The organism is Bacteroides stercorirosoris, assembly GCF_900142015.1.
In the GTDB taxonomy this organism is placed as follows: Bacteria; Bacteroidota; Bacteroidia; order Bacteroidales; family Bacteroidaceae; genus Bacteroides; species Bacteroides stercorirosoris.
In genome coordinates this window covers 1-23,771 of record NZ_FQZN01000023.1, presented here as the reverse complement: position 1 = coordinate 23,771, position 23,771 = coordinate 1, and the positions used below count along the sequence as shown (strand labels likewise).

The 23,771-nt window shown below is 43.3% G+C and carries 16 protein-coding genes; 6 read left to right on the top strand and 10 right to left on the bottom strand.

What is annotated here, in order from left to right:
- Positions 1 to 245 precede the first annotated feature (245 nt).
- The 5 genes from BUC01_RS16870 (at position 246) to BUC01_RS16850 (ending at position 6,847) form a co-directional block, all read left to right on the top strand.
- Positions 246 to 3,086 carry a M16 family metallopeptidase gene (locus tag BUC01_RS16870; RefSeq protein ID WP_025834953.1) on the top strand — a complete coding sequence of 947 codons (2,841 nt, stop codon included), beginning with the start codon at positions 246 to 248 and terminating at the stop codon, positions 3,084 to 3,086.
- Positions 3,087 to 3,186: 100 nt separating this feature from the next.
- On the top strand, positions 3,187 to 4,680 hold the full coding sequence (locus tag BUC01_RS16865) for a DUF5687 family protein (protein WP_025834955.1): 1,494 nt from the start codon (positions 3,187 to 3,189) through the stop codon (positions 4,678 to 4,680).
- A gap of 8 nt (positions 4,681 to 4,688) precedes the next feature.
- Positions 4,689 to 5,423: an ABC transporter ATP-binding protein gene (locus tag BUC01_RS16860; protein WP_073314296.1), complete on the top strand. Its 735-nt coding sequence runs from the start codon at positions 4,689 to 4,691 to the stop codon at positions 5,421 to 5,423.
- Positions 5,420 to 5,932 (top strand): C40 family peptidase, encoded by a 513-nt coding sequence (locus BUC01_RS16855; protein WP_025834957.1) that lies wholly within the window; start codon positions 5,420 to 5,422, stop codon positions 5,930 to 5,932. Before BUC01_RS16860 ends, BUC01_RS16855 begins: the two co-directional genes overlap by 4 nt.
- Before the next feature lie 30 nt (positions 5,933 to 5,962).
- Positions 5,963 to 6,847, top strand: coding sequence for a TraB/GumN family protein (locus BUC01_RS16850; RefSeq protein WP_073314294.1), 885 nt, complete (start codon positions 5,963 to 5,965; stop codon positions 6,845 to 6,847).
- 288 nt (positions 6,848 to 7,135) lie between these two features.
- Here the strand turns inward: BUC01_RS16850 and BUC01_RS16845 are convergent, their stop codons facing one another.
- The 9 genes from BUC01_RS16845 to BUC01_RS16805 form a co-directional block, all read right to left on the bottom strand.
- A complete protein-coding gene (locus BUC01_RS16845) occupies positions 7,136 to 9,430 on the bottom strand; it encodes a GH92 family glycosyl hydrolase (RefSeq protein WP_025834959.1) in 2,295 nt (764 codons plus the stop codon).
- A 25-nt stretch (positions 9,431 to 9,455) separates the two neighbouring features.
- Positions 9,456 to 10,427 carry a glycoside hydrolase family 130 protein gene (locus BUC01_RS16840; RefSeq protein ID WP_025834961.1) on the bottom strand — a complete coding sequence of 324 codons (972 nt, stop codon included), beginning with the start codon at positions 10,425 to 10,427 and terminating at the stop codon, positions 9,456 to 9,458.
- Positions 10,428 to 10,453: 26 nt separating this feature from the next.
- Positions 10,454 to 11,764 carry an MFS transporter gene (locus BUC01_RS16835; protein WP_073314291.1) on the bottom strand — a complete coding sequence of 437 codons (1,311 nt, stop codon included), beginning with the start codon at positions 11,762 to 11,764 and terminating at the stop codon, positions 10,454 to 10,456.
- Between the two features lie 22 nt (positions 11,765 to 11,786).
- Positions 11,787 to 14,063 carry a GH92 family glycosyl hydrolase gene (locus BUC01_RS16830; RefSeq protein WP_175560895.1) on the bottom strand — a complete coding sequence of 759 codons (2,277 nt, stop codon included), beginning with the start codon at positions 14,061 to 14,063 and terminating at the stop codon, positions 11,787 to 11,789.
- 223 nt (positions 14,064 to 14,286) lie between these two features.
- Positions 14,287 to 15,462, bottom strand: coding sequence for a DUF1735 and LamG domain-containing protein (locus BUC01_RS16825; RefSeq protein WP_025834963.1), 1,176 nt, complete (start codon positions 15,460 to 15,462; stop codon positions 14,287 to 14,289).
- 20 nt (positions 15,463 to 15,482) lie between these two features.
- Complete coding sequence (locus BUC01_RS16820) at positions 15,483 to 16,652, bottom strand: glycoside hydrolase family 18 (RefSeq protein WP_025834965.1); 1,170 nt, start codon at positions 16,650 to 16,652, stop codon at positions 15,483 to 15,485.
- A gap of 28 nt (positions 16,653 to 16,680) precedes the next feature.
- On the bottom strand, positions 16,681 to 18,312 hold the full coding sequence (locus BUC01_RS16815; RefSeq protein ID WP_073314289.1) for a RagB/SusD family nutrient uptake outer membrane protein: 1,632 nt from the start codon (positions 18,310 to 18,312) through the stop codon (positions 16,681 to 16,683).
- Positions 18,313 to 18,317: 5 nt separating this feature from the next.
- Positions 18,318 to 21,596: a TonB-dependent receptor gene (locus tag BUC01_RS16810; protein ID WP_073314287.1), complete on the bottom strand. Its 3,279-nt coding sequence runs from the start codon at positions 21,594 to 21,596 to the stop codon at positions 18,318 to 18,320.
- A 255-nt stretch (positions 21,597 to 21,851) separates the two neighbouring features.
- Positions 21,852 to 22,772 (bottom strand): FecR family protein, encoded by a 921-nt coding sequence (locus BUC01_RS16805; protein WP_025834966.1) that lies wholly within the window; start codon positions 22,770 to 22,772, stop codon positions 21,852 to 21,854.
- Between the two features lie 182 nt (positions 22,773 to 22,954).
- On the opposite strand from BUC01_RS16805, the gene BUC01_RS16800 reads away from it, so the two are divergent.
- Positions 22,955 to 23,518 (top strand): RNA polymerase sigma-70 factor, encoded by a 564-nt coding sequence (locus tag BUC01_RS16800; RefSeq protein WP_025834968.1) that lies wholly within the window; start codon positions 22,955 to 22,957, stop codon positions 23,516 to 23,518.
- 4 nt (positions 23,519 to 23,522) lie between these two features.
- Here BUC01_RS16800 and BUC01_RS16795 read toward each other — a convergent pair.
- Positions 23,523 to 23,771 (bottom strand): PD-(D/E)XK nuclease domain-containing protein (locus BUC01_RS16795; protein ID WP_175560894.1); only part of this gene is annotated, 249 nt, incomplete at its 5' end.

Below are 23,771 nucleotides of genomic sequence, written 5' to 3'. Positions count from 1 at the left end.
GGGGAGGTGGTAGGTAAAACAATAAAATACCTATTAATCAATAAGAATAAGGAATTCTTTTCTCACCTACCACCCCGTCCTTTGGGCACCCCTCCTCCGACTGGAAGAGGGGAATGGAAATACTACCGCTTAATCATTAGCTTCATTATTGCACCAGTTTCTCCAAAAAACTTTCCCCTCCCCTGTGATTTCCTCCTACCCCCTCCGACAAATAGGACAAGAAACAATTTTAATCTACATCGAATATGAAACATTTATTTCGCAGTTTACTGGTTGTAGCATTAGTGTTATGTACCGGTTTCCAACAAGCGGTGGCACAGCAAATGCAATTCCCGCCCCTCCCCGTTGACAAAAATGTCCGTATCGGTCAATTGGACAACGGACTGACTTATTACATCCGTCATAACAAATTACCCGAAAACCGGGCCGAGTTCTATATCGCCCAGAAAGTAGGTTCCATCCTCGAAGAACCGCAACAACGCGGACTTGCCCACTTCCTGGAACACATGGCTTTCAACGGCACAAAAAACTTCCCCGGTGATGATAGAGGTCTCGGCATCATCCCCTGGTGCGAAACCGTAGGTATCAAGTTCGGTACAAACCTGAACGCTTATACCAGCATTGATGAAACCGTTTATAATATCAGCAATGCTCCCATCGACCGTCCCAATGTCCTGGACTCCTGTTTGCTTATCCTGCACGACTGGTCTAACTTCATCCTGCTGAAAGATGACGAGATAGACAAAGAACGTGGAGTCATCCGTGAAGAATGGCGTAGCCGTAACAGTGGTATGTTGCGTGTTTACACTGATCTGTCCCCCGTTATTTATCCGGGCGACAAGTATGCAGACTGCATGCCCATCGGCTCTATCGATGTTATCAACAATTTCCCCTATAAGGATATACGCGACTACTACCACAAATGGTATCGTCCCGATTTGCAAGGCATCGTTATCGTAGGTGATATTGACGTTGACGCTGTAGAAGCTAAACTGAAAGCAGTATTTGCTGATGTGAAAAAGCCCGAAAATCCGGCTGAACGTACATACTTCCCGGTAGCAGACAACAAAGAACCTATCGTTGCCATCGGCACAGATAAGGAAGTAGACGACCCGTCTATCGAACTCTATTTCAAACAAGATGCAACTCCTGATTCCGAAAAGAATAATGTAGGTTACCTGGCTTCCAAATATATGGTAAGCATGATTACCAGCATGCTGAATGCCCGTCTGAGTGAAATTACCCAAAGCGCCAACCCTCCATTCAACCGTGCAGGCAGCTCTTATGGTAATTTCTTCTTGTCCAAGACGAAAGAAGCCCTTAATGTTTACGCTTCAAGCAAAGCCGACGGCATTGAAGGTGCTATGAAAACTCTGTTGCAAGAAACAGAACGTGCCCGTCGATTCGGCTTCACCGATTCAGAATATGCACGTGCACGCGCTAACTACCTGCAACGTCTGGAATCGGCTTACAATGAACGTGAGAAAACCAAACACGGTTCCTATGTACGCGAATATGTACGCAACTTCCTGGATGCAGAACCTATTCCGGGCATCGAAACCGAATATGCCATGATCAACCAGTTGGCTCCGAACATTCCTGTACAAGCCATGAATATGGTAATGCAGCAACTCGTTCCGGATAGCAATCAGGTGGTTATCATTGCCGGTCCCGAGAAAGAAGGATTGAAATACCCGACGAAAGAAGAAGTTGTTGCTCTGCTGAAAGGCATGAAGAATCTCGATTTGAAACCTTACGTAGACAAAGTATCTGACGAACCTCTGATGAAGGAAGCACCCAAAGGCGGCAAAATCGTTTCTGAGAAAGACGGTGAGATTTATGGCAGCACTAAACTTGTCCTCTCTAACGGTGTGACGGTTTACATCAAGAAAACTGACTTCAAAGCTGACGAAATCCGTATGAAGGGTACCAGCTTGGGCGGTAAGTCTCTTTTCCCCGATAAAGATGCACTGAACTTCGCCGTTATGGACAATGTAATTGCTGCAGGCGGTCTGGGCAACTTCAGCAAAGTAGACCTGACAAAAGTATTGGCAGGTAAAAAAGTATCTGTTCAAGCCGGTCTAGGCGCAACAACCGAAAACGTATTCGGAACCTGCTCTCCGAAAGACTTCGAAACCATGATGCAACTGACATATCTCACATTCACAGCTCCCCGCAAGGATATGGAAGCATTCGAATCTTACAAGAGCCGTACAAAAGCACAACTGGAAAGTGCACAAGCAAATCCGCTTTCTTCCATCAGCGACACTTTACAGAGAGCTATGTATGGCAACCACCCGCGCGTAGTGTTGCTCAAACCGGAAATGGTAGACCAAATCAATTATGACCGCATTCTGGAAATGTATAACGACCGTTTCAAAGATGCCAGCGACTTTACATTCTACTTTGTCGGTAACATTGACCTGGAAACGGCCAAACCGCTGATTGCAGAATATCTGGGTGCACTTCCTGTCATCAATCGCAAGGAGACATTCAAAGATACCAAAATGGATATCCGCAAAGGTGTATATAAGAATGAATATGCCAAGGAACAACAGACTCCTACAGCTACCATCGTATTCCTGTATAGCGGAAAAGCTCCTTACACCCTAAAGAATAACATCCTGCTGAGCTGTATGACTCAGGTTCTCGACATGGTTTATACCGAAGAAGTTCGTGAGAAAGAAGGCGGCACATACGGTGTAAATTGCATCGGCAACTTGCAGAAGTATCCGAAAGAACAACTGCTGATGCAGATCATCTTCCAGACAGATCCGGAAAAGAAGGACAAACTGGCCGGTATTGTAGTAGATGAGTTGAAGAAACTGGCAGCCGAAGGTCCGTCTGACGTACACTTGCAGAAAGTAAAAGAGTACATGTTGAAGAAATATGCCGATAACCAGAAGGAGAATACATACTGGATGAACAACCTGAACGACTACTTCTACTATGGTGGACTGGATATGACCAAAGATTATACAGACATTGTAAACAACATCACCGCCAAAGATATACAGAAGTTTGCAGCTGACCTGCTGAAACAAGGAAACGAAATCGAAGTAACGATGACGGTACCTAAAAAATAAGAAGAGAAATAGGGTGATAAGCCAAGGAAAGCACCATCTTATCACCCTATCACCTTATCATCCTGTCACTGTATAAATTAATAACTAATCATAAAATAGCATGAACTTATTTCTCGAACTGCGTAAGCACGGAAAGCTGGCTGAAAAGCGGCATCCGATGTACGAAAAGAGTAAATTCGGAAAGTTTTGGATGTACTTCATGAGTGTATTCTGGGCTGGTTACCTTATCTTTTTCGGGACAACATTTGCCTTCGCCTTCGATGGCGGAGCAAAGGAAGCCTACCATGTCATGAACAGCGGACTGGTATTTATACTTGCTCTTGACTTTCTTTTACGGTTGCCCTTCCTGAAAACACCTACACAGGAAGTCAAACCCTACTTACTACTTCCCGTCAAACGGAACCGCCTGATAGACTTTCTGCTTTTACGCTCCGGACTTAACAGTTTCAATCTGTTCTGGCTCTTCCTGTTTGTTCCGTTCGCCATCATCACCGTCACCAAATTTTATGGAGTGACAGGTGTGGTAACTTATTGCATCGGTATTTGGTTGTTGATCATATTCAATAATTATTGGTACTTACTGTGCCGCACATTGATGGACGAGCGTATCTGGTGGTTCCTCCTACCGGTAGCCGTATATGGCGGTATTGCAGCAGCACTTTTCATTCCGGACAACAGTCCGTTGTTCGCCCTCTCAATTGATTTGGGCGAAGGATTCATCACCGGAAATCTACTTATATTTGCCGGTACTCTGGTAGCCATTGCCATCATGTGCCTCATCAACCGGAGCATCATGCAAAAGTTGATCTACAACGAATTGAATAAAGTGGAAGATACCACCGTACAGGTAAAGAGCGTATCCGAATATAAGTTTCTGGACCGCTACGGTGAAATCGGTGAATATATCCGGCTGGAGTTGAAACTGTTGCTACGCAACAAAGTATGCAAGAAATCACTCTACTCCATCACCGCAGTAGTGTTGATGTTCAGCCTCATTATCAGTTTTTCTGATCTTTACGACGGAGGTATGCGCGATTTCTTCGTACTTTATAACTATATCATTTTCGGCATTCTGTTTCTCTCACCTCTAATGAGCTATGAAGGTAATTACATCGACGGACTGATGAGCCGCAGGGAATCCATCTACTCGTTGTTGCGCGCCAAATATATCTTGTACAGCCTGGCCCTCATCATTCCATTCGTATTGATGATTCCGGGTATGGTAACGGGTAGAGTGTCTGTACTGACGTGCGTTTCATGGCTCGTATTTGTTCCGGGGGCTGTTTACTGCTGCCTGTTCCAACTGGCGGTATATAACAACAAGACCCTTGACCTGAATGCAAAGATGACCGGTCGTCAGAATGTGGGTACAGGGCTACAAAACCTCATATCGGGAGGAGCGTTCGGCGTGCCGTTGCTGTTGCTCTTTGCATTAAAAGCGACGGTTGGTAAAGAGGTTGCACCATGGATTCTCATTGCTATCGGCATACTGTTCATCGCAACCTCAAGGTGGTGGTTGAGAAATGTGTATTACCGCTTCATGAAGCGCCGATATAAGAATATGGAAGGATTTCACGATAGTAGACAAAAATAATTACGAATATGATAGAGATTAACAGACTTCAAAAAAACTTCGGACAAAAGAAGGCCGTAGATATTGAAAAATATGTCATCGAACAAGGCGATATGTTAGGCTTGGTAGGTAACAATGGAGCAGGTAAGACTACGCTTTTCCGTCTGATACTGGATCTGCTGCAAGCAGACCAAGGTAATGTGACTATTAACGACATTGATGTGTGCAAGAGTGAAGACTGGAAACAATTCACAGGCGCTTTCATTGATGACGGTTTTCTGATTGATTACCTTACTCCGGAGGAATATTTCTACTTCATTGGTAAAATGTATGGTTTGAAGAAAGAAGAAGTGGACGAACGCCTGCTTCCTTTTGAACGCTTCATGAACAATGAGGTGATCGGACAAAAGAAATTCATCCGTAACTTTTCCGCCGGAAACAAGCAGAAAATCGGCATTATCTCAGCTATGCTGCATCATCCGCAATTACTGATTCTGGACGAACCGTTCAACTTCCTCGATCCGAGCTCTCAGTCCATCATCAAGCACCTGCTGAAGAAGTACAATGAAGATCATCATGCCACGGTTATCATTTCAAGCCACAACCTGAATCATACGGTAGATGTATGTCCACGCATTGCCCTGTTGGAGAATGGCGTGATTATCCGTGATATCCGGAATGAAAACAATTCGGCTGAGAAAGAGCTTGAAGACTACTTCAATATCAGAGTAGAAGAAGAAATTGAAGAAGAGGAACAGGCATGAAGAAATACTTCTTATATATAGTTGCACTTGTCGGACTGGCATTTAGTTTAAGTTCCTGTCGTACCTCAGCACCACGCCTCGACTACAAGGCATTGGCTAAAGCTTCCGTCCGTTTGGGAATAGATATTGATAAAGAAGACAACCATAAGTTGTATATTGCCTCTGCGGAGTGGTTAGGTGTCCCCTACCGTGCAGGTGGCAACAGCAAACACGGGACAGACTGTTCCGGCCTGGTGTCGCAACTCTATACAAGAGTATATAACATCCGCCTGGCCCGAAGTACTGACGGTCAACTCAAAGAAAGCAACAAGGTCGCCCGCCGTAACCTGCGTGAGGGAGACTTGGTATTTTTCACCAGCCGTGCATCTAAAAAGAAAGTGGCGCACGTGGGCATATATCTCAAAAATGGAAAGTTCATCCATGCCAGCACCAGTCAGGGGGTAATAGTTAGTGCCCTTAATGAAAAGTACTATACACAATACTGGCTTTGCGGAGGAAGGGTGAAATAAATAACAAATGAACTTTAAAAAGGAAAAACAATGAAGAAGATTTTAAGTATTCTCCTCTTTATCAGCATTGCGCTGAATTCCAATGCACAATTGCTTTGGAAAATCTCCGGTAATGGACAGGAAAAGCCCTCATATATCTTAGGCACACACCATTTAGTACCATTAAGTATAAAAGATAGCATCGCCGGACTTCCACAGGCTATTGATGGAACTGCACAAGTATACGGAGAGGTTGTCATGTCCGAAGCAGCATCTCCCGAATTTATGCAATTGATGCAAAAAAATATGATGATAGCAGGAGATACCACTCTTCAGGCTCTTTTCACTCCCGAACAATATGACGTTGTGGGAAAAGTAGTAAAAGAAAACCTGATGGCTGACATTGCCATGCTCGGAAAGTATAAACCGGCTTTCATCACCCAACAATTGACTGTGATATTATGTATGAAACACTTAGGTGGTTTCAACCCTCAAGAACAGTTGGACACTTATTTTCAACAACAAGCCATACAGTCCGGTAAGAAAGTGGGTGGTCTTGAAAGCATCCAGTCCCAACTCGATGTCCTCTTGAATAGCCAAACTTTGCAACGCCAGGCAAACTTACTCTATTGCCTCGCAAATGACATAGAAAAAACGATAGATCAGACTAAACGACTGAATGAGGCATATAAAGCCCAAAATCTGGATGAGATGCTGAAACTTATGGAAGAACGGGATGGCAACTCCTGTGATCCGATGCCGGGTGAAATGGAAGCTTTGCTGGATAACCGCAACAAAGCATGGATTGAGAAAATGCCGACTATCATGAAAGATGCTCCTACTCTCTTTGTAGTAGGTGCCGGACACTTACCGGGCAGCAATGGAGTACTGAAACTATTGAAACAACAAGGTTATACAGTAGAACCTATGAAATAAAAAACTATAAATTCTCTCTTTACGAACATTTTTGAAACACGAAAAAATGTAAGATAGCGGGTGATGGCAAGTGATTGCAGTCACCCGATTTTATTATAATCCGCTTTTACAGAAAAGACCTACTTGAATACAGTGATAACTTACACAAGACCAGAGCGTAAAATAAACATTGATTATCAGCCCCTTACAAGAAGTTAACTTCTTGATGACAAGGAGTTAACTTCTTGTTGACAAACTCTTAACTTCTTGTCGACAAGGTATTGCAAGATAGGTTTGTCACCTCCTATACTATCGAAGTATAAATCTCAGCGCTCCACCTTTTACCAGTTCTTCATGACTGATGCGGTAGCGGGATAATTTCTTCCCTCCTAACTCCATCTCACGAATGTATAAGGACTCTGTTGAAGGGCGCTCAGTTTCTATCACCAGCTTATCACTTCCCCAAGTATCAGGGTCAAGACGAATCACCACCTTATCGAATACAGGCGTAGTAAGAGTATAATACGGATCACCAGGACAGTCGGGGTAAAATCCTATCATGTTAAAGATAGCCCAGGTAGACATGGTACCGGTATCATCATTACCGGGAATACCATCGGGAGCATTTTTAAAATACTTTTGCAAAAGCCGTTGAGTCTCCTTTTGCGTACGCCATTCTTCACCCTTGAAATAAGAAAAGAGATGAGCATAGGCAATGTCGGGTTCATTGGCAGGATCATAGAGACCATCATCAAAGACACGCTGAAGTTTTTCAATGAAAGGTTTCTGTCCACCCATGAGACGGGCAAGCCCTTTCACATCGTGGGGAACATAGAAACTGTAATTCCAGGCACATCCTTCATGGAAACCGGGATTCGGTTCAAAATTCTCTCCCTGTCTCGGATTGAAAGGTGAATAGAACTGACCGTCAGGCAGAATGGGACGGAAAGTACCAAATTCCTTACTGTAGTAGTGTTTATATCCCAATGAACGGTTATAAAAAAGACGGGCATCAGCCTGATATTTCCGCGCTTCTGCTTTTTTACCCTGTTCCGCTGCCCGTTTACCCAATGCATCCGCCAGCAGGGAAAGAGAATAATCCGCAATATAATACTCTAATGCATGAGAGACTGAATTATCGTACTGTTCACGCAAAGGAACATATCCCAATGACATATAATCATCATTATCCGGCCTTAGCAAATTCTCGGCACCGGGCAAAGTGGCAGATTTATACATAGCTTCATAAGCCAGATCAATATCAAAATCACGTAAACCTTTCAACCAGGTATCAACGATGACAGGAATGGACGGATCGCCCTCCATAGTCAACGTTTCACGTCCGTAGAGTTCCCATTTGGGCAGCCAACCATGTTCGCGATACATATCGAGCATGGAACGCACCATTTGTAACTGACGTTCGGGATAAACCAACGTAAGGAGTTGGTGAACGTTACGATACGTATCCCAAAGCGAGAAAACAGTGTAACGGTCTCCTTTTGTTGTCAGAATCTGACCACTTTCCATGGCGGGATACTGACCATTGACATCCTGCAGGATATTGGGATGTATCAATGTATGGTAAAGAGCAGTATAAAAGACAGTTTTCTGTTCTTCCGTTCCGCCTTCGACAAGGATACGCGAAAGATCCTCATTCCAACGCATACGGGCATCAGCCAATACCTGACTGAAATTCTTTCCACTTTGCTCTGTATCCAGATTCAGACGGGCATTCTCGATGCTGACAAAAGAAACTCCCATTTGCACTTCGATCTGTTCACCTTCCGTCGTGTTGAAAGTAAGAAAAGCACCGATATCATCTCCGGCTATTTCCTTACGATAACGGGTATAAAGTTTGTAGCGTCCGTTGTCGGGATCCCATTCAGCCTCAACTCCGGTCATGGGACGCTGCTTTTTCCAATACCCGCCGGATGCCGGTTGCTTGTTGACACGCATTACAAAATAAATGGGAAATACCGCCTGGGGGTTATAGCAGAAAGTTCCCAATAATTTCATACCTTCAAATTCAGTGTCACTCACCTGTTTCAGGAAAGCACCGGTTTCATTAGTCAGTCCTTCACCCAAATTCAATAATATATGACTCTGCCCGGCAGGAAACGTGAAACGTGAAACACCCGTGCGGGGAGTGGCAGACACCTCAGTCTTTACATTATAGCGAGTGAGGAAATTACTGTAATATCCCGGAGAAGCCTGTTCATCTTTATAACGACTTCCATATTCCTTATAATCTACAGACAATTCACCTGTAGTAGGCATCAGCAATAAAGATCCCAGTTCGGGACACCCTACACCACTCAGATTCACATGCGAATAACCCGTAAAGAAGCAATTGTGATACTCATAAGGAGTAGACCACCAACGAGCATCCTTATCATACTTATTATCTTCTGATCCCATCACATTGAAAGGAACCACGGACATCATACCATTGGGACAGACCGCTCCCGGATTAGTGGTACCAAAGTTGGTAGTACCGATGAAAGGATTGACATAGCTTATAGGTAAAGAACCCTCTCCACCTCCGGCAAACGCCGGAAGCAGACAAAGGGCAGAAAGTGTGTAAGCCAATAAAATACGTTTCATAGTCGACGATTCTTTAAGGGATTAACTATACAATGCTGTTTTTCTTCGTAAATGCTATGATTTCCGAAATATAACCAAAAGCCATCCCTACCACCGTGTCGGCTGCACCGTAATACACTGCAACCTTATCACCATCCTGCAAGGATGCACAAGGGAATACTACATTAGGCACGTCTCCCTGCAATTCATAAGGAGCAGCAGGTGCAAGCAGATACGGACGTGTACGATACAATACTTTCGCGGGGTTCTCCCTATCAAGAATGGCAGCCCCCATGGAGTAGCGGAAACCGTTACAGGTGGTAATCACACCATGATAGAATATCAACCAGCCTTCTTCCGTCAGGAACGGCACGGAGCCTGCCCCTATCTTCGTACACTGCCATGCACTTTCGGGGAACGGGGTAACCTTCATCACACAACGATGCTCTCCCCAATACTTCATGTCCGGGCTATAACTGATGTAGATATCTCCAAACGGAGTGTGTCCGTTATCGCTCGGACGACTCAACATGGCATATTTCCCGTCTATCTTCTGTGGGAAAAGTACTCCATTGCGGTTGAAAGGCAGAAAAGCATTCTCACACTGGAAGAATTCTTTAAAATCAAAAGTATAGCCGATGCCGATTGTAGGTCCGTGATAGCCGTTGCACCAGGTAATCCAGTAACGGTCTTCAATCCAGGTCACACGCGGGTCATATTTATACTCGGACTCTATCATCTCCGTATTTCCGGCTTTAAAGCAGATGGGATCGTGGTTTATCTCCCAATTGATTCCATCTTTGCTGAATCCCGCGAAGATATTCATCTGCACCGCCTTATTGTCACAACGGAACACACCGGCAAATCCATCTTCAAACGGAACTACCGCACTATTGAAAATGCTATTGGAAGTAGGAATATGATAGCGGCCTATAACCGGATTCTGTGAATAACGCCACATTACATCTGTGCAGCCTTCCGGACGTTCTTCCCAAGGCATTGAAATTTTGTTGTTCATAATTATTATTATATTTATAGTTATTACTATTCAGTCTTCTTTGCATCCGGATATGTGAACGGCACAAAATAAGTGATAAGGAAAGCCGGAATCGTCGCAAACAACGTAAAAATAAAAAAGGTCTTATACCCCAGCGCATCACTGACAAAGCCGCTGATTGATCCCGGAAGCATCACACCCAGATTCATGATTCCCGAAGCGAAAGCATAATGGGCCATCTGGTGTTTTCCTGGAGCCACCTGCTGCATCATGAACAGTGTAAGCCCTACGAAACCAAAACCGTAGCCGAAATATTCGAGCACAATGGCACCGCCAATCAACATTCCGTTTTCCGGCTGGTAAATGGCCAGCAACGTATAAGCAATGAACGGTAGATTGAAGATGCAACACAATGAAAACAAAGTCTTGCTCAATCCCCTGTGGGAGATATAATATCCGGCCAGAAGCGACCCCAACACAAAAGCTGCCGCCCCATAAGTACCATAATACAATCCTATTTCCTGTTCATTCAACCCCAAGCCGCCTACAGCACGTTCCGCCTTCAGAAACAGAGGAACAATTTTCATCACAAAACCTTCGGCAAGACGATAAATGATAATGAAAGCGATATAATACCAGATATGCTTCTTCCGGAAGAAGTCTTTAATCACCTCTACCAGCCGTTGCATCGTTTCTTTCGCAGAAGTTGATTTGCCAACGGCCACTCCGCCGGATGGCAGCATCTTCATGTGATACAGTCCCAGCAACACCATGATAACTCCCATCAACAACATTACTATCATCCAGGCCTGCACGGTCGCTTCGTGGCGGACAGCTTCCGTAGCTTCCGGCACTCCACCGAAACGCTTCAGCAACCAGCCTGCCAACCACACCAACCCTCCGGATGCCACAATCTTGGCAATATTGTAGAAAGCTCCCTGCCAGCCGATGTACTTAGCCTGATCCTGTTTATCCAGTTCCGACATATAAACACCGTCCGTAGCCACATCATGCGTCGCTCCACTAAAAGCGATGACTGCCAGCAAAGCAATACACACAGCAAAGAAAGCAGGCAGATGCAATGCCAGTGCCACCAGAGCAAATCCTACTCCAGTGACCAGTTGTGTCAGTACTACAAAGAACTTCTTCGTTTTAAACATCTCCAGGAAAGGACTCCAGAGGAATTTCAACGTCCAGGGTAACATAATCAGTGATGTCCACAAAGCAATCTGAGCATCACTGATGCCCATTCCTTTGAACATCAATACGGACACCATGTTCAGCACCACAAAAGGCAGTCCCATAGCAAAGTAGACGGTGGGCACCCATGAAATCGGATTACGACTATTTCGACTCATACCTATTCTATTTTATCAATTCTTACTTCAGCGGATTACCGCCCATTGTCAATTCCAAAGTACCCCCGTCTACTATATCCTGATGTGCAAAGAATGGAGTTTTCAGTTCCTTTCCGTTCAAAACCATCTTCTGCACATATTTATTTTCACGACTATTGTTGTGCGCTAAAATAGTGAAAGTCTTTCCATCTTTCAAATGAATGGTTGCTTTATTGAATAAAGGCCTTCCGATGGAGTACACCGGCTTACCGGGACATACCTGGTAAAAGCCCATTGCATTAAGGATGTACCATGCCGACATCTGTCCGCAGTCTTCATTACCCGAAAGCCCGTTAGGATCATTGAAATAGAGCGTGTGCAAGACTTCATCCACCAGTTCCTGAGTTCTGTAGGGTTGGCCTACATAATTATACAGATGAGCTATGTGATGGCTCGGTTCGTTGCCATGCGCATATTGTCCTATCAAACCGGAGATATCGGCGGAAACCAATTCGCCTTCCAAAGAAGAATCGGCCGTAAACAGTGAATCCAGTTTACCTATAAAGGCATCGCGACCTCCCATTAAATCTGCCAATCCGTCCACATCATGGGGCACGAACCATGTCCATTGCCAGGCAGTACCTTCACAGTAGTCATCACTACGGTGATTGGAAGAGCGGGGATTGAAAGGTGTACGCCAATTACCTTCACTATCCAGTCCGCGCATGAATCGGGTGGAAGGGTCAAAATAATGTTTATACCCTTTGGCAAACTCCGCATATTTTTGTTGATTGGACGCATCACCCAGTTCATTGGCCAGGATGGAAATACACCAGTCATCATAAGCGTATTCCAGAGCCTTGGCTACAGATTCATTGTCCTTGTCACACGGCACATATCCTATCTTATTCTTCCAGTATTTAGCTTGCGGCATCAGGTGGGGCAACACCAGAGGCGGACATTTTATTCCGGTCGTATCATATTCCGCAGCACGGAGACAAGCTTCGTATGCTTCTTTCACATCAAAGTTCCGGTAACCTTTTGTATAGGCGTCGGCAATGAGGGATGCCGCATGATAGCCAATCATCGTGCCGGTATAATTTCCAGCCAGTTCCCACATCGGGAATACACCGCCTTCACGCTGTTTCAGGATGAGCGAGCGGATAAACGCTTCGTTTAAGTCCGGATCGATAATCGTCATCAAAGGATGATAGGCACGGAAAGTATCCCATAAAGAGAAAATCGTATAAACAGGTTCATCCACACTGCCGTTATGAGGTTTTAAATCCATGCCGAGATAGCGACCGTCAGCATCCGTAAACAAATTGGGCTGCATACCGGTATGATAGAGTGCCGTGTAGAACATAGTTCGCTGATCGGCATCCGATGTTTCAATATCTATCTTCGCAAGATAATCGTTCCATGACTGGCGGGCTGCTTTGCGTACACCGTCAAAATCCCATCCGGGAATCTCTGCTTCCACATTCTTGCGTGCTCCATCCATGTCGACAGCCGAAACGCCTACTTTCACCAATACTTGCTCATCTTTTCCGGTCTGGAATTGCAATAACAGTTTTGCTGTAGGCAGAAGTGGTCCGTCGGCATCCAATGCCACGGAATCGGTGACTAAAGTATAGGTAAAGGGTTTGGAGAACTTAGCGTAGAAGTTAATGTATTGGTCGAACGCCCAATATACAGTCTTCTTATGTCCACGGATTTCAGTATCGCTGATAACCTCAAGCACCATATCCTCATTCGTCTGGCGTTGCAAGCTGTAGTCCAGATCAACGATGAATCCGGCATCTTCCGCTTTCGGGAAAGTATAACGGTGAATGGCCGCACGTTTGGAAGCCGTCAGTTCGGCTTGTACTTTATATCGGTCTAAAAAAACGGAGTAATATCCCGGTTCGGCACTCTCGTTCTCATGCGAGAAAGCAGAAGCATAAGCCATTTGCTGGCTTTCCGACCCCATAGACTGATACTCTTGCCGCCCCACAGTGGGCATCAGTAATATATCGCCATAATCTCCGCATCCCGTACCGTTGAGGTGAGTATGCGAGAAACCGTTGATGGTAGAATCAGCATAATAATAGCCGGAGCAGGCATCCCACTGATAAATGCGGGTGTCGGGACTGGGTTGTATCATCCCGTTAGGAACTACTGCCCCGGGATAAGTATGTCCATGTCCGCCTGTACCGATAAAGGGATTCACATAGGATGCGTGATCTGGTTGCTGAAGCACATATGTACAGCTACAAACCGCCATTCCCAATAGTAGAAAAGCACTTGCCTGCTTTGCAATGGATTTCATGTTTTTCATTATTAAATTAAGTTTAATGAGGTATGCACTTTTTTGTTTCTCAACGTATATAAGACAACTCACAGAAGAAGAATACTATCTCATCATTACTATTTTTAGTCTATATTAACATCGGAGAGAGATTCTTTCTAAAAAGTGTTGAGTAATCCCGAATGAATCGGAAGAGAGATTATACCCTCCGGTATAATCTCTCCTAAGCTAACTAAAAACCAAATGAGTTTTATTATTCGATTTTTACCTTCATGTCCACAATTTCCGGTTCTACCGTACCTCCTTCTGAATAACCCGGCTCTCCACGTCTTCCTTTGCGTGACTTAGCATCAAGTTTGTTCTTGGTCTGGTCTTTCACATAATAGTAACCGTCATCACGCTTCTCAACATCCGTACCATTCATTTTCCAATATCCCATCAAGCCTTCGGTATTCGGATCAACATACATCATGTTATCACGAAGCTGGTTGGCCGTACGAGCCACAGTCCACAAACGACATTCACTCATATATCCGGGCCATGTACGATTCGGATCATAATCGTAAGCATAACCGATACAGAATCTTTCATTTAAGTTAAAGGTCTGATCACCCACGTTTTTAGCAATAATCTTTTCACCATTTACGTAGATAGTAGCCATTCCCGTATCAGAATCATAAGTGAATGCCACATGATACCACTTATTTGTTTGGAAGATATCCGGCTCCGGAATGATTACAGAAATCTTACCGGCTATTTGCAATTCATTTGCCGGATGCTTCAAGTCGGAGAAACGGAGAATTAAGATACCCTCATTTCCCATAACAGTACTGAGCACTTTATAATAAGTGGTATATAGTAACGTTTCAAAAGTAAGTGAAGACAAACTCTTGGCAGAAGCCGGTAAAGTAACATCCAGATATTTGCCATTGAATTTTTGCACTTTGGTTATCGAAATAGGTTTCTTTACAACAACATAAACTACATCCGAACCGGACATCATAGGAGCACCTTCAGCTGTCATCACAACAGGAATCACATAAGTAAGTCCTTCTTCAACTTTCAGCAGATTCTTTAATTGAATCTGATTGGGAGCTGAATAGATATCACCGGCCTTAATAACCGCATTAGTTGTCGTTAAAGTAAAATTCTCAGCCGGCATAGGCAAACAAGTCGTTCCGTTCTTCAAGTTATATGCCTCTACTAAACTATTATCACCAATCCGATACTCTACATTTACATCACCTTTCAGAAAATTAGACAAACGTGATATTACTTCACATTCGTAAGAATCAATATCCTCCGCATCTATCTTTATCTGAGTATTTTCAAAGTAAATTTTAGTTCCTAACATATCTTCTTCACTGTCATTGCAACCTATAAAGATGAAAAGCGCTAAAATACTTATATATAAATTAATACGTTTCATTTCTAATCTGATTTTATGGGTTATTTATTTTCCTCGGGCTTATTATTTTGTGAACTCATATAGTCTGCGTAAGCCTTATGCATAATCTGTATAGCCTCCCTGGTATATTTATAATCAGGAGTGTTATCATAATCATTATCCAGACGGAAAGCACCAACGCCCCCTTTGGGACCTGACGAATGATTATAAGCAGCTTGATCCAGTAAACCTCCTCCTGTATCCCACGAAGATTCAAAATTCTCGGTAAATATATGTTTCCGGGGTTCATAATATTCGCCAAAAGCATCCTGTCCCTCTTCTACTCTACCATCAAGATCGTGATTACCATAAGCCTGAGTAATATAGTAATCAAAATAAGGACCAGATTCCTTGTCTACATTCCACAATTCACCGTCTACCAACAGGTATCTATATTTTCCATCCGCAGCCAGAGTAGACTTAGGACCTAAATACTTGCCTAACTCTTCTACCAGCACATGCAAATACTTACCCGGCATATATTCATCCGGGTTTTGCCAATCATAAAGATTCTTCAAACTTCCATCTCCATCACCCGCTCCACTGGGTTCCCAGTCTATGTCGAGTCCATCGTAATCATTCGCAATAATAGAGTCACACAGTGCACGGGCATACTTTTGGATAGCTGCCGTATGATCTTCCGTACCTTTCACTCCGCTGGTAAATCCCCAATATTCATCTTGGGCGACTTTGGTTAATCTTTTGATTTCACTGGCATCCGCATCCGGATTGTCTGCTTGTACTTTTTCCGCCACAGAGGCCGGAGTAATGCCTGTACCTATATCATGCAAGATAAAACAAACGAAAAGTTTCCCGCCTTTCTTTTTTTGAAAATCGTTTTTATCCGCTATTTTCTCAGGAGTCATTCCAAAAGGACCGCTCCACATCGAAATGTAATCCACACTATCAGGTAGTGAACTCAGATAACCTTTACGTGCGGCACCAATCGGCGACCAGTTACTGAACCAACCAAAATAAACTGGTCGGCCATAATCCTTTGAGGTTTCTTTCCAAGCTCTGAGATCGGCATAATATTGTTCAGACTTGCCATCCGTATTATGTCCCCCTACATGGTCAATTTCCTTGCTTTCTAATTCTGTCCAGTCATCGCAAGCAGCCATTAACAGCCCTGCAAATGGAATCAGGAATAATATTTTTTTCAAGTATTTCATAATAATTCTTCTTTTAAAAATTCAGTTATCAATGCACTTTCTTATCCCACCAGAGATTTGTCGTGGATGCGTCACCACCAGGACCCAACATTTCAATAGCCTTCTGCAAATTGGCTTTATCCGCCTCCGAAGTACTTCTGTTTGCGGGATATATCATTCTCCGAATACCCAGTTTCACATCTGTCACTCCCTGTGAACGTCCGTAATTACTTACCACTTTATGCAATTTCGGATAACCGGTACGTCTCCATTCGCTCCAAGCTTCTTGTCCGTTAGGATAAAGAGCAATCCATTTCTGAATCATGATCTTCTCCAGTCTCTGTTCATCGGAAGTCGCGTCCCATGCGGCAGTAGCCAGCGTAGGAGCTGATTCATTGACAGAAGGTCTTGAGTTTGTATAGCTCGCAGGCTGTCTGCCTGAGTTCATATAAGAAACTACCTCGGAAGCTGCTACATTGTTTTCAACGAAAGAAGTCTCGATTCCCTGTCTATATAAGTCTTCAGCACTTCCTTTCATATTCCAGTTCAGCAAAGCACCTTCTGCTCTCAAGAAATAAACCTCCGAAGCTCTCATCCAATAGGTAGGGGTTGTTTTCTCAATATTCGGAAGAGAATATAAGAAAAATCCTGCCGACTCATTCTTACTGATAGCATGTCCTGTCGGTACAGCCCTATACTTTCCTAATGTTCCAACCTGCACCGCATCTTCAGTTGCGGCTTCCTTGAAGTAAGCTTTCAGACGAGGATCCTGATATCCGGCCAGATAAGCAAACATAGATGAGCCCATGCGTGACTCATTATACTGGTTGGCCAAAGTCTCTATATTATTAACAAACACCAAACCTGCTCCACTTCCCATCTTAGCTTCATCATCCTTACTTTCCATCACACCAATAGGATGATTAACAGCTTGTTCGGCATACTTCTGTGCAGTAGTAGCATCAGCATATCTGATACGCATAGCCAGACGAAGCATCAGTGAATTGGCATATTTCACCCATTTCCTTACATCACCTGCATATACCACATCAAATTTTGAGAGCAACTTCCCTCTCTGTTCAGCCTTTGGAGTCAACACTTCAATGGCAGCCGTCAAATCTTCAAAGAAATATTTATATACATCTTCCTGACTGTCGTAAGGAATCACCAACATCATTTCACCGGCATTTTTGTAAGGTATCGGACCAAACATATCCGTTGTCTTATGCCAGGCGGATATTTTCAGTATCTGTGCCAAAGCAAAAGCCTCCGGCATATCCGATTTCTCCGATTCTTGTTTCACTTCCTTCCACAATGGCAGAATATTGGTATAAGATTCCGTAAAAGAGGCGGAAACCCAGTTCTCCTTCAAATAATAGTTAACGTTACAATTACCATTATCCCAAGTACCGTTTTGTGCAAAATAGCCACTCCAGCAATCAGCAGAAAGATGATAAGCCACCTGGTATTGATTAATAACATCGGTATCATCGGCCACTGTACCCACTGACGTTACACATCTTTGCATGGACGTAATGGGACCTCCCACTACTATACCATCCATCTTACCCCGTTCCGGTGTCATTCCAAAGTCATCGGTATTGATGGCTTCAAAATCACAGGCAGTCAGAAAAGCTAGGGAAAAAGCTCCCAAAATGAGTTTATATTTATTGATTTTCATAATATTTAGAATTTTACTTTAACACCAAAACCAAAACTTCTCACACTCGGCTGCATAAAATAGTCATTTCCCTGACCATAAGTGCTGGTTGACGGAGTCAATTCCGGATCGTAAGGAGCCTTGCAATAAATCATCCACGGATTCGTAGCAATGAAAGAGAGCGTCAAATCCCTTGCGATACCGTTGAACCAGGAATTAGGGAATGTATAACTCAACGTAAGTTCCTGCAAGCGAATATTCGTAGCGCTATAAGTATAATAACCTGCCAGGTCGTTATTACCTGTTCCAATTAATTCGTAATATTTCTTGGCGTCGTATCTGCCCTGGTTAGGAAGCATCACACCACCATTGTCACGTGCATCGGCAGATGCCTGCGATACTCCGAAACGATCCAGAATGGCCTGAGTGGAAGATGTAACCACACCACCGAAACGTGCATTGACCAAGAAACTCAAACCAAAACCTTTATAATTGAACGAGTTGTTCCATCCCATTGTGAAGTCGGGAGTAGTCTTGCCCAGATAAACCGGATCGGTAGTTTCAAGCATAATCTCACCCTTATCCGTCACATTTACATAACCTTGGTTATCTTTCTTCAGGAATTTGTTAGCATAAATATCATTGATGGTTCCACCTACTTTCAAAATTACACGACCGTTATCCTTCAATACTTCGGGAATGTTAATCGGTTCCAGACTAAGTGGGTGTTCATAGTTTTCCACCATCTCTTTTATTTCATTGGTATTCTTGGTAAACGTCAATGAAGAAGATACGCTGAAATCACCGAATGTATCATTGTATCCAAGGCTCATTTCAACACCGCGGTTCTCTACATTACCGGCTTGCAGGTAAACCTGCTTATAACCTGAACTTTCAGGAAGTTCACCGATAAAGGTTTGGTTATAAGTATTGGACTTATACCATGTGAAGTCAAAATTAAATTTATTCAAGAAACGTGCGGTTAAACCAAATTCATAAGATTTAGTCCGTTCAGCCTTATAGTCTGAATAAGGATAGATGTGGGTAGGCTGCAACACACCACCAACAATGGGCGTTGTGATAGTTCCCGGTGTCATACCGCTTTTAGCAATAGGTGCACCCACTTCTGTTAATGAGCCTCTAACCTTTAAATAAGAAATGAATCTCGGCAGATCTACCATCTCAGAAACGATAGCCGACAGACCGACTGAAGGATAGAAGAAGGATTCTTCTTTAGAATTAACCTGGCGGGAGTTCCAGTCATTACGTCCGGTAAGAGTCAAATAAAGCATGCTTCTCCACCCCAGTTCCATACTAGCAAAAGCTGCAACATTCGCTACCTTACTGTCACCACCTTCTTCAGAAGCCATACCGGCGGCAGAAGCAATATTATTAATAAAGAATCCGTTGGGCAATGTTGCCAAATTACCACCATAACCTCTTTTCAATGATCCGAACTCAGAATAGCTATATCCCACGTTAGCCATCAGGTTAAAATCTCCGAAACTCTTATTAATATTCACAATGGCATCTGCATAAGTCTGATAATCCTTATAATCATCGTACACATATTTACCTTGCGTGTCGGCAAAAGTCGAATAAGTGGAAGCATAGAATTTTCGCTCACTGGCAACATATGAATTATCAAAGCGGACACGACCTGCCACACTCAGCCAATCTAAAATATTATAAGTAAGCCCGGCATTGAACATATAACGGCTCTTGTTATTGGGGAACAAATTGCGGTAAGCCGTCCAATAAGGATTCTGGTTAGCAAATTGTCCGTCTGACAACGGCCAGTACTGAGTAGCGAAATTACGCCCCGTATCATAAGTTTCAAAAGTCTTTATGGCTTCAAAGTCTTCACCCCGCGGAAATAAATAAGCCGCAACAATCGGATTATAGTATTGTCCCTGTGAAATCATATTATTATCTTTCTGTTTCACATAAGATGCTCCCAAGTCCAGTTGCACTTTGCCGTCAAACAATTTAGAAGTATTGCGTATTGTAAAGTTCAGACGGTCATAAGTATTATTCGGCACAATACCTTTCGAATTAGTAGAGGCAACAGAAGCAAATGTCTGGTTAAATTCATTACCCGTAGTCAACGTTAAAGAGTTGATGAAATTTGTTCCGGTATTAAAGAAATCATCTGCCGGATCATAACTGCTTGGAGTAGCCAATTTTGCACCCCAACTTGCATATTCCCCCGGTTTATTGCCATAAGTATTCTGAAATTTAGGAGTCATCAGCGGGCGGCTGAATTCTGCGGAAGAAGAGAAGGAAATCTGCATTTTACCTTCCTTACCTTTCTTTGTGGTAATCAAAATGGCACCGTTAGCTGCACTACTACCATACAAGGCTGCTGCTGAAGGACCTGCCAATACTGAAAGGCTTTCAATATCTTCCGGATTAAAGTCGGCAATACCTTCGGTTCCGGCACTGCCTTCACCCATAATTCCACTATCGCTACCTCTGCTGTAATTAAACAATGGCATACCGTCTATCACATAAAGCACATTGTTATCGCCTTCAATAGACTTGGCGCCACGCATCACGACGCGGGCAGCACCACCCACACCGGCACTACTCTTATTGATATTGACACCAGCTATTTTACCACTCAGGGAGTTTACGAAGTTAGCGTCTTTCACTCTTACGATTTCGTCCTGCTTAATCTGCTGCACATTGTAGCTCAACGCTTTTTCAGCACGCTTGATACCAAGAGCTGTAACCACGACTTCATTCAAACTCTGTGCATCCTCTTCCAGGATGATATTCAACGGCTGGTCGTTAATGATTTTGACCGTTTTGGTAGTGTATCCCACGTAAGAGATTTCCAAAACATCATCTTTCTTTACTTGTAAAGTAAATTGTCCGTTTATATCTGTAATAGCACCACTCGGGGCACCTTTCACCTTGATGTTCACACCAATCAGCGGTTCTCCCATCCCATCTTTCACGATTCCGCTTACCTGAATCTGAGGGTCTTGTTGAGCGATTTGCTTAGTAGACAGGATAATTTGTTTATCCATTACCGTATAAGTAACATTCGTTCCGTTGAAAATGGCATCAAGAATATCCATAATCTTTCCGGAATTATTACTTACCGACACGATACGACTCGTCTGAATCGTCTTATTATTATAAAGGAATACATAGTCGGATGTTTCCTCTATACGGTTCAACACTTGTTCTACCGAAACATTGGACATCGAGAAGGATGTTCGGGTGCGCTGAGCATATACATTCTCGGCAGGGAGCTGTAATATAACAGCAAAAAGTAGTATTAGACTGATCCTCATGGTTAAAGGAAGTTTTATATTTAAGGCATATTTAAGACATAATGCATTAAATGAATGATTATTTTTCATACATTTGCAGTTAACTAAAGTTTATTACTCAATGAACTAAGGTTTGATTCCCGGTTAGCGTTTGCGAGACTCTTTGCCGCGAATCTTAAAATCTCTAGGAAGGAGGCTGTGGGGACAGCTTTCTTCCTTTTTTGTTTTTCACATCTTTGTGCTATTTCATAGGCTCTTCAGGGTTTTAAAAGGTTACTAATATAAACTGACTGTAATTTTTGTTTTTGTAAAAGTAGCATCTGCCTGCTGCGCCGCATCTTCCACTTTCCACTTCAGCGCTGCCGATTTTGCCAGATAATCCAATATCTGCGGCAAAGTTTCGCTACGGAAGGTAGCCCGGTATCTATATTCTTTTCCGGACCTATTATTAAACTGAATATCGACATTGAAATGCCGCGATAAACGCTTGAAGATTTCTTCCAGCGACGCATTTCTAAATATCAACTTACCATCTTTCCAGGCTACCTTCTCGTAAACGTCCACTTTATTTTTTGTCCATTTCTGACTTTGTTTCTCATAATGTAACTGTTCACCGGGCAACAATGCCATTGTCTCCCGATTGGGGGTGATTACATTTACTTTACCTCTTTCCAACACAGTTTCTATACAGTCATCCTCTTCATAAGCAGCTACATTGAACTTCGTTCCGTATACATATACGCTCAATCCACCCGATGTATTTACATAAAAAGGACGTTCCCGGTCGGCCTCAACTTCAAAATATGCTTCGCCTTTCAGTTCTACGTTCCGGTTGTCTTTGCGGAAAACAGTCGGATAACGCAGAGTACTACCGGCATTCAGCCACACCACGGAGTGATCGGGGAGTTCATAACGTATCACTGAACCCATGGCTGCCGTTACTTCGGCATATTTCTCCTCTTCTACCGGTTTATGAAAATACAAGTATCCCAAAGTCAACGAAGCCATCAGCAACGGCAATGTCAGAAACGCAGCATAACGCATGCACTGATTATAAATCATCTTCCGCCGACTGCTCTTCATCTTCTGTTGCATTCGCCGGTAAGCATGCTGCACATCGATAGATTCTATTTCCTTAATATCATCTCCCAATGCCTGCGCTTTCCGTAGTAATGATTCGGGATTCATATTTTCCATAATTTCTGTTCAAAAAGTGTATTTATAATTGCAATTACATATATAGTACAATTGAGATTTTCAAAAGGGACAGGCAAAACGATATTTTTTTCGTTCCGATAAAAAAAAGAAGAAAAAGGTCGTTATGTAGCTTTCTTATTATATATTTGCCCGACAAAAACGCTTCAAAAAATCTAATTAGTATGAAAATATCTTTCCTAAGACATGATAAGGAGCAGGCTTTCAAGCAACTTTATGAGGAGTACTATGCGCCTTTCTGTCTGTATGCGAAGAGATTTATTGAAGATAAAGAAGCACGCGAAGATATTGTTTCCGATGTATTCGCTTCACTATGGGATAAGATAGATTCTTTTGAACTGGACTCAGATACGACATTAGGTTACATCAAAATGTGCGTGAAGAATAGTTGTCTCAATTATCTGAAGCATCAGGAATACGAATGGAACTATGCGGAAATCATCCGAAAAAAAGCACCTGTTTACGAAAACGAACCCGACAGTGTGTATACATTGGATGACTTATACCGTATGCTATACGAAACGCTGAATAAGCTTCCTGAAAGTTATCGCACCGTATTCATCGAGAGCTTCTTCAATGGAAAAACGCACGCCGAAATAGCGGAAGAGCTAAATCTTAGCGTGAAATCCGTCAACCGCTATAAACAAAGGACTATAGAATTGCTGCGGAATGAATTGAAAGACTACATGCCTCTTTTAGCATTGATTCTTATCGCAGGACGGACCTAACACGCTACACCTCTTCACACACCCTCATCTCCATACCTTTATATACCACTACTATTTTATGCAGGCGCGTGGTACCGACGGCACGTTTCACCGTATCGGTATCTGCATAACGGTTGGCCTGTTCAATGGCTTCCTGACGCAGTTCCTCCACCCGGCTTTCAGGATCTTTGTATTTGGCATACTTCAGTTCGATGATATAACTGTGCACCATGTCCGGAAAGATATCCAGCAACGGGCATAGGAAGATGTCTAC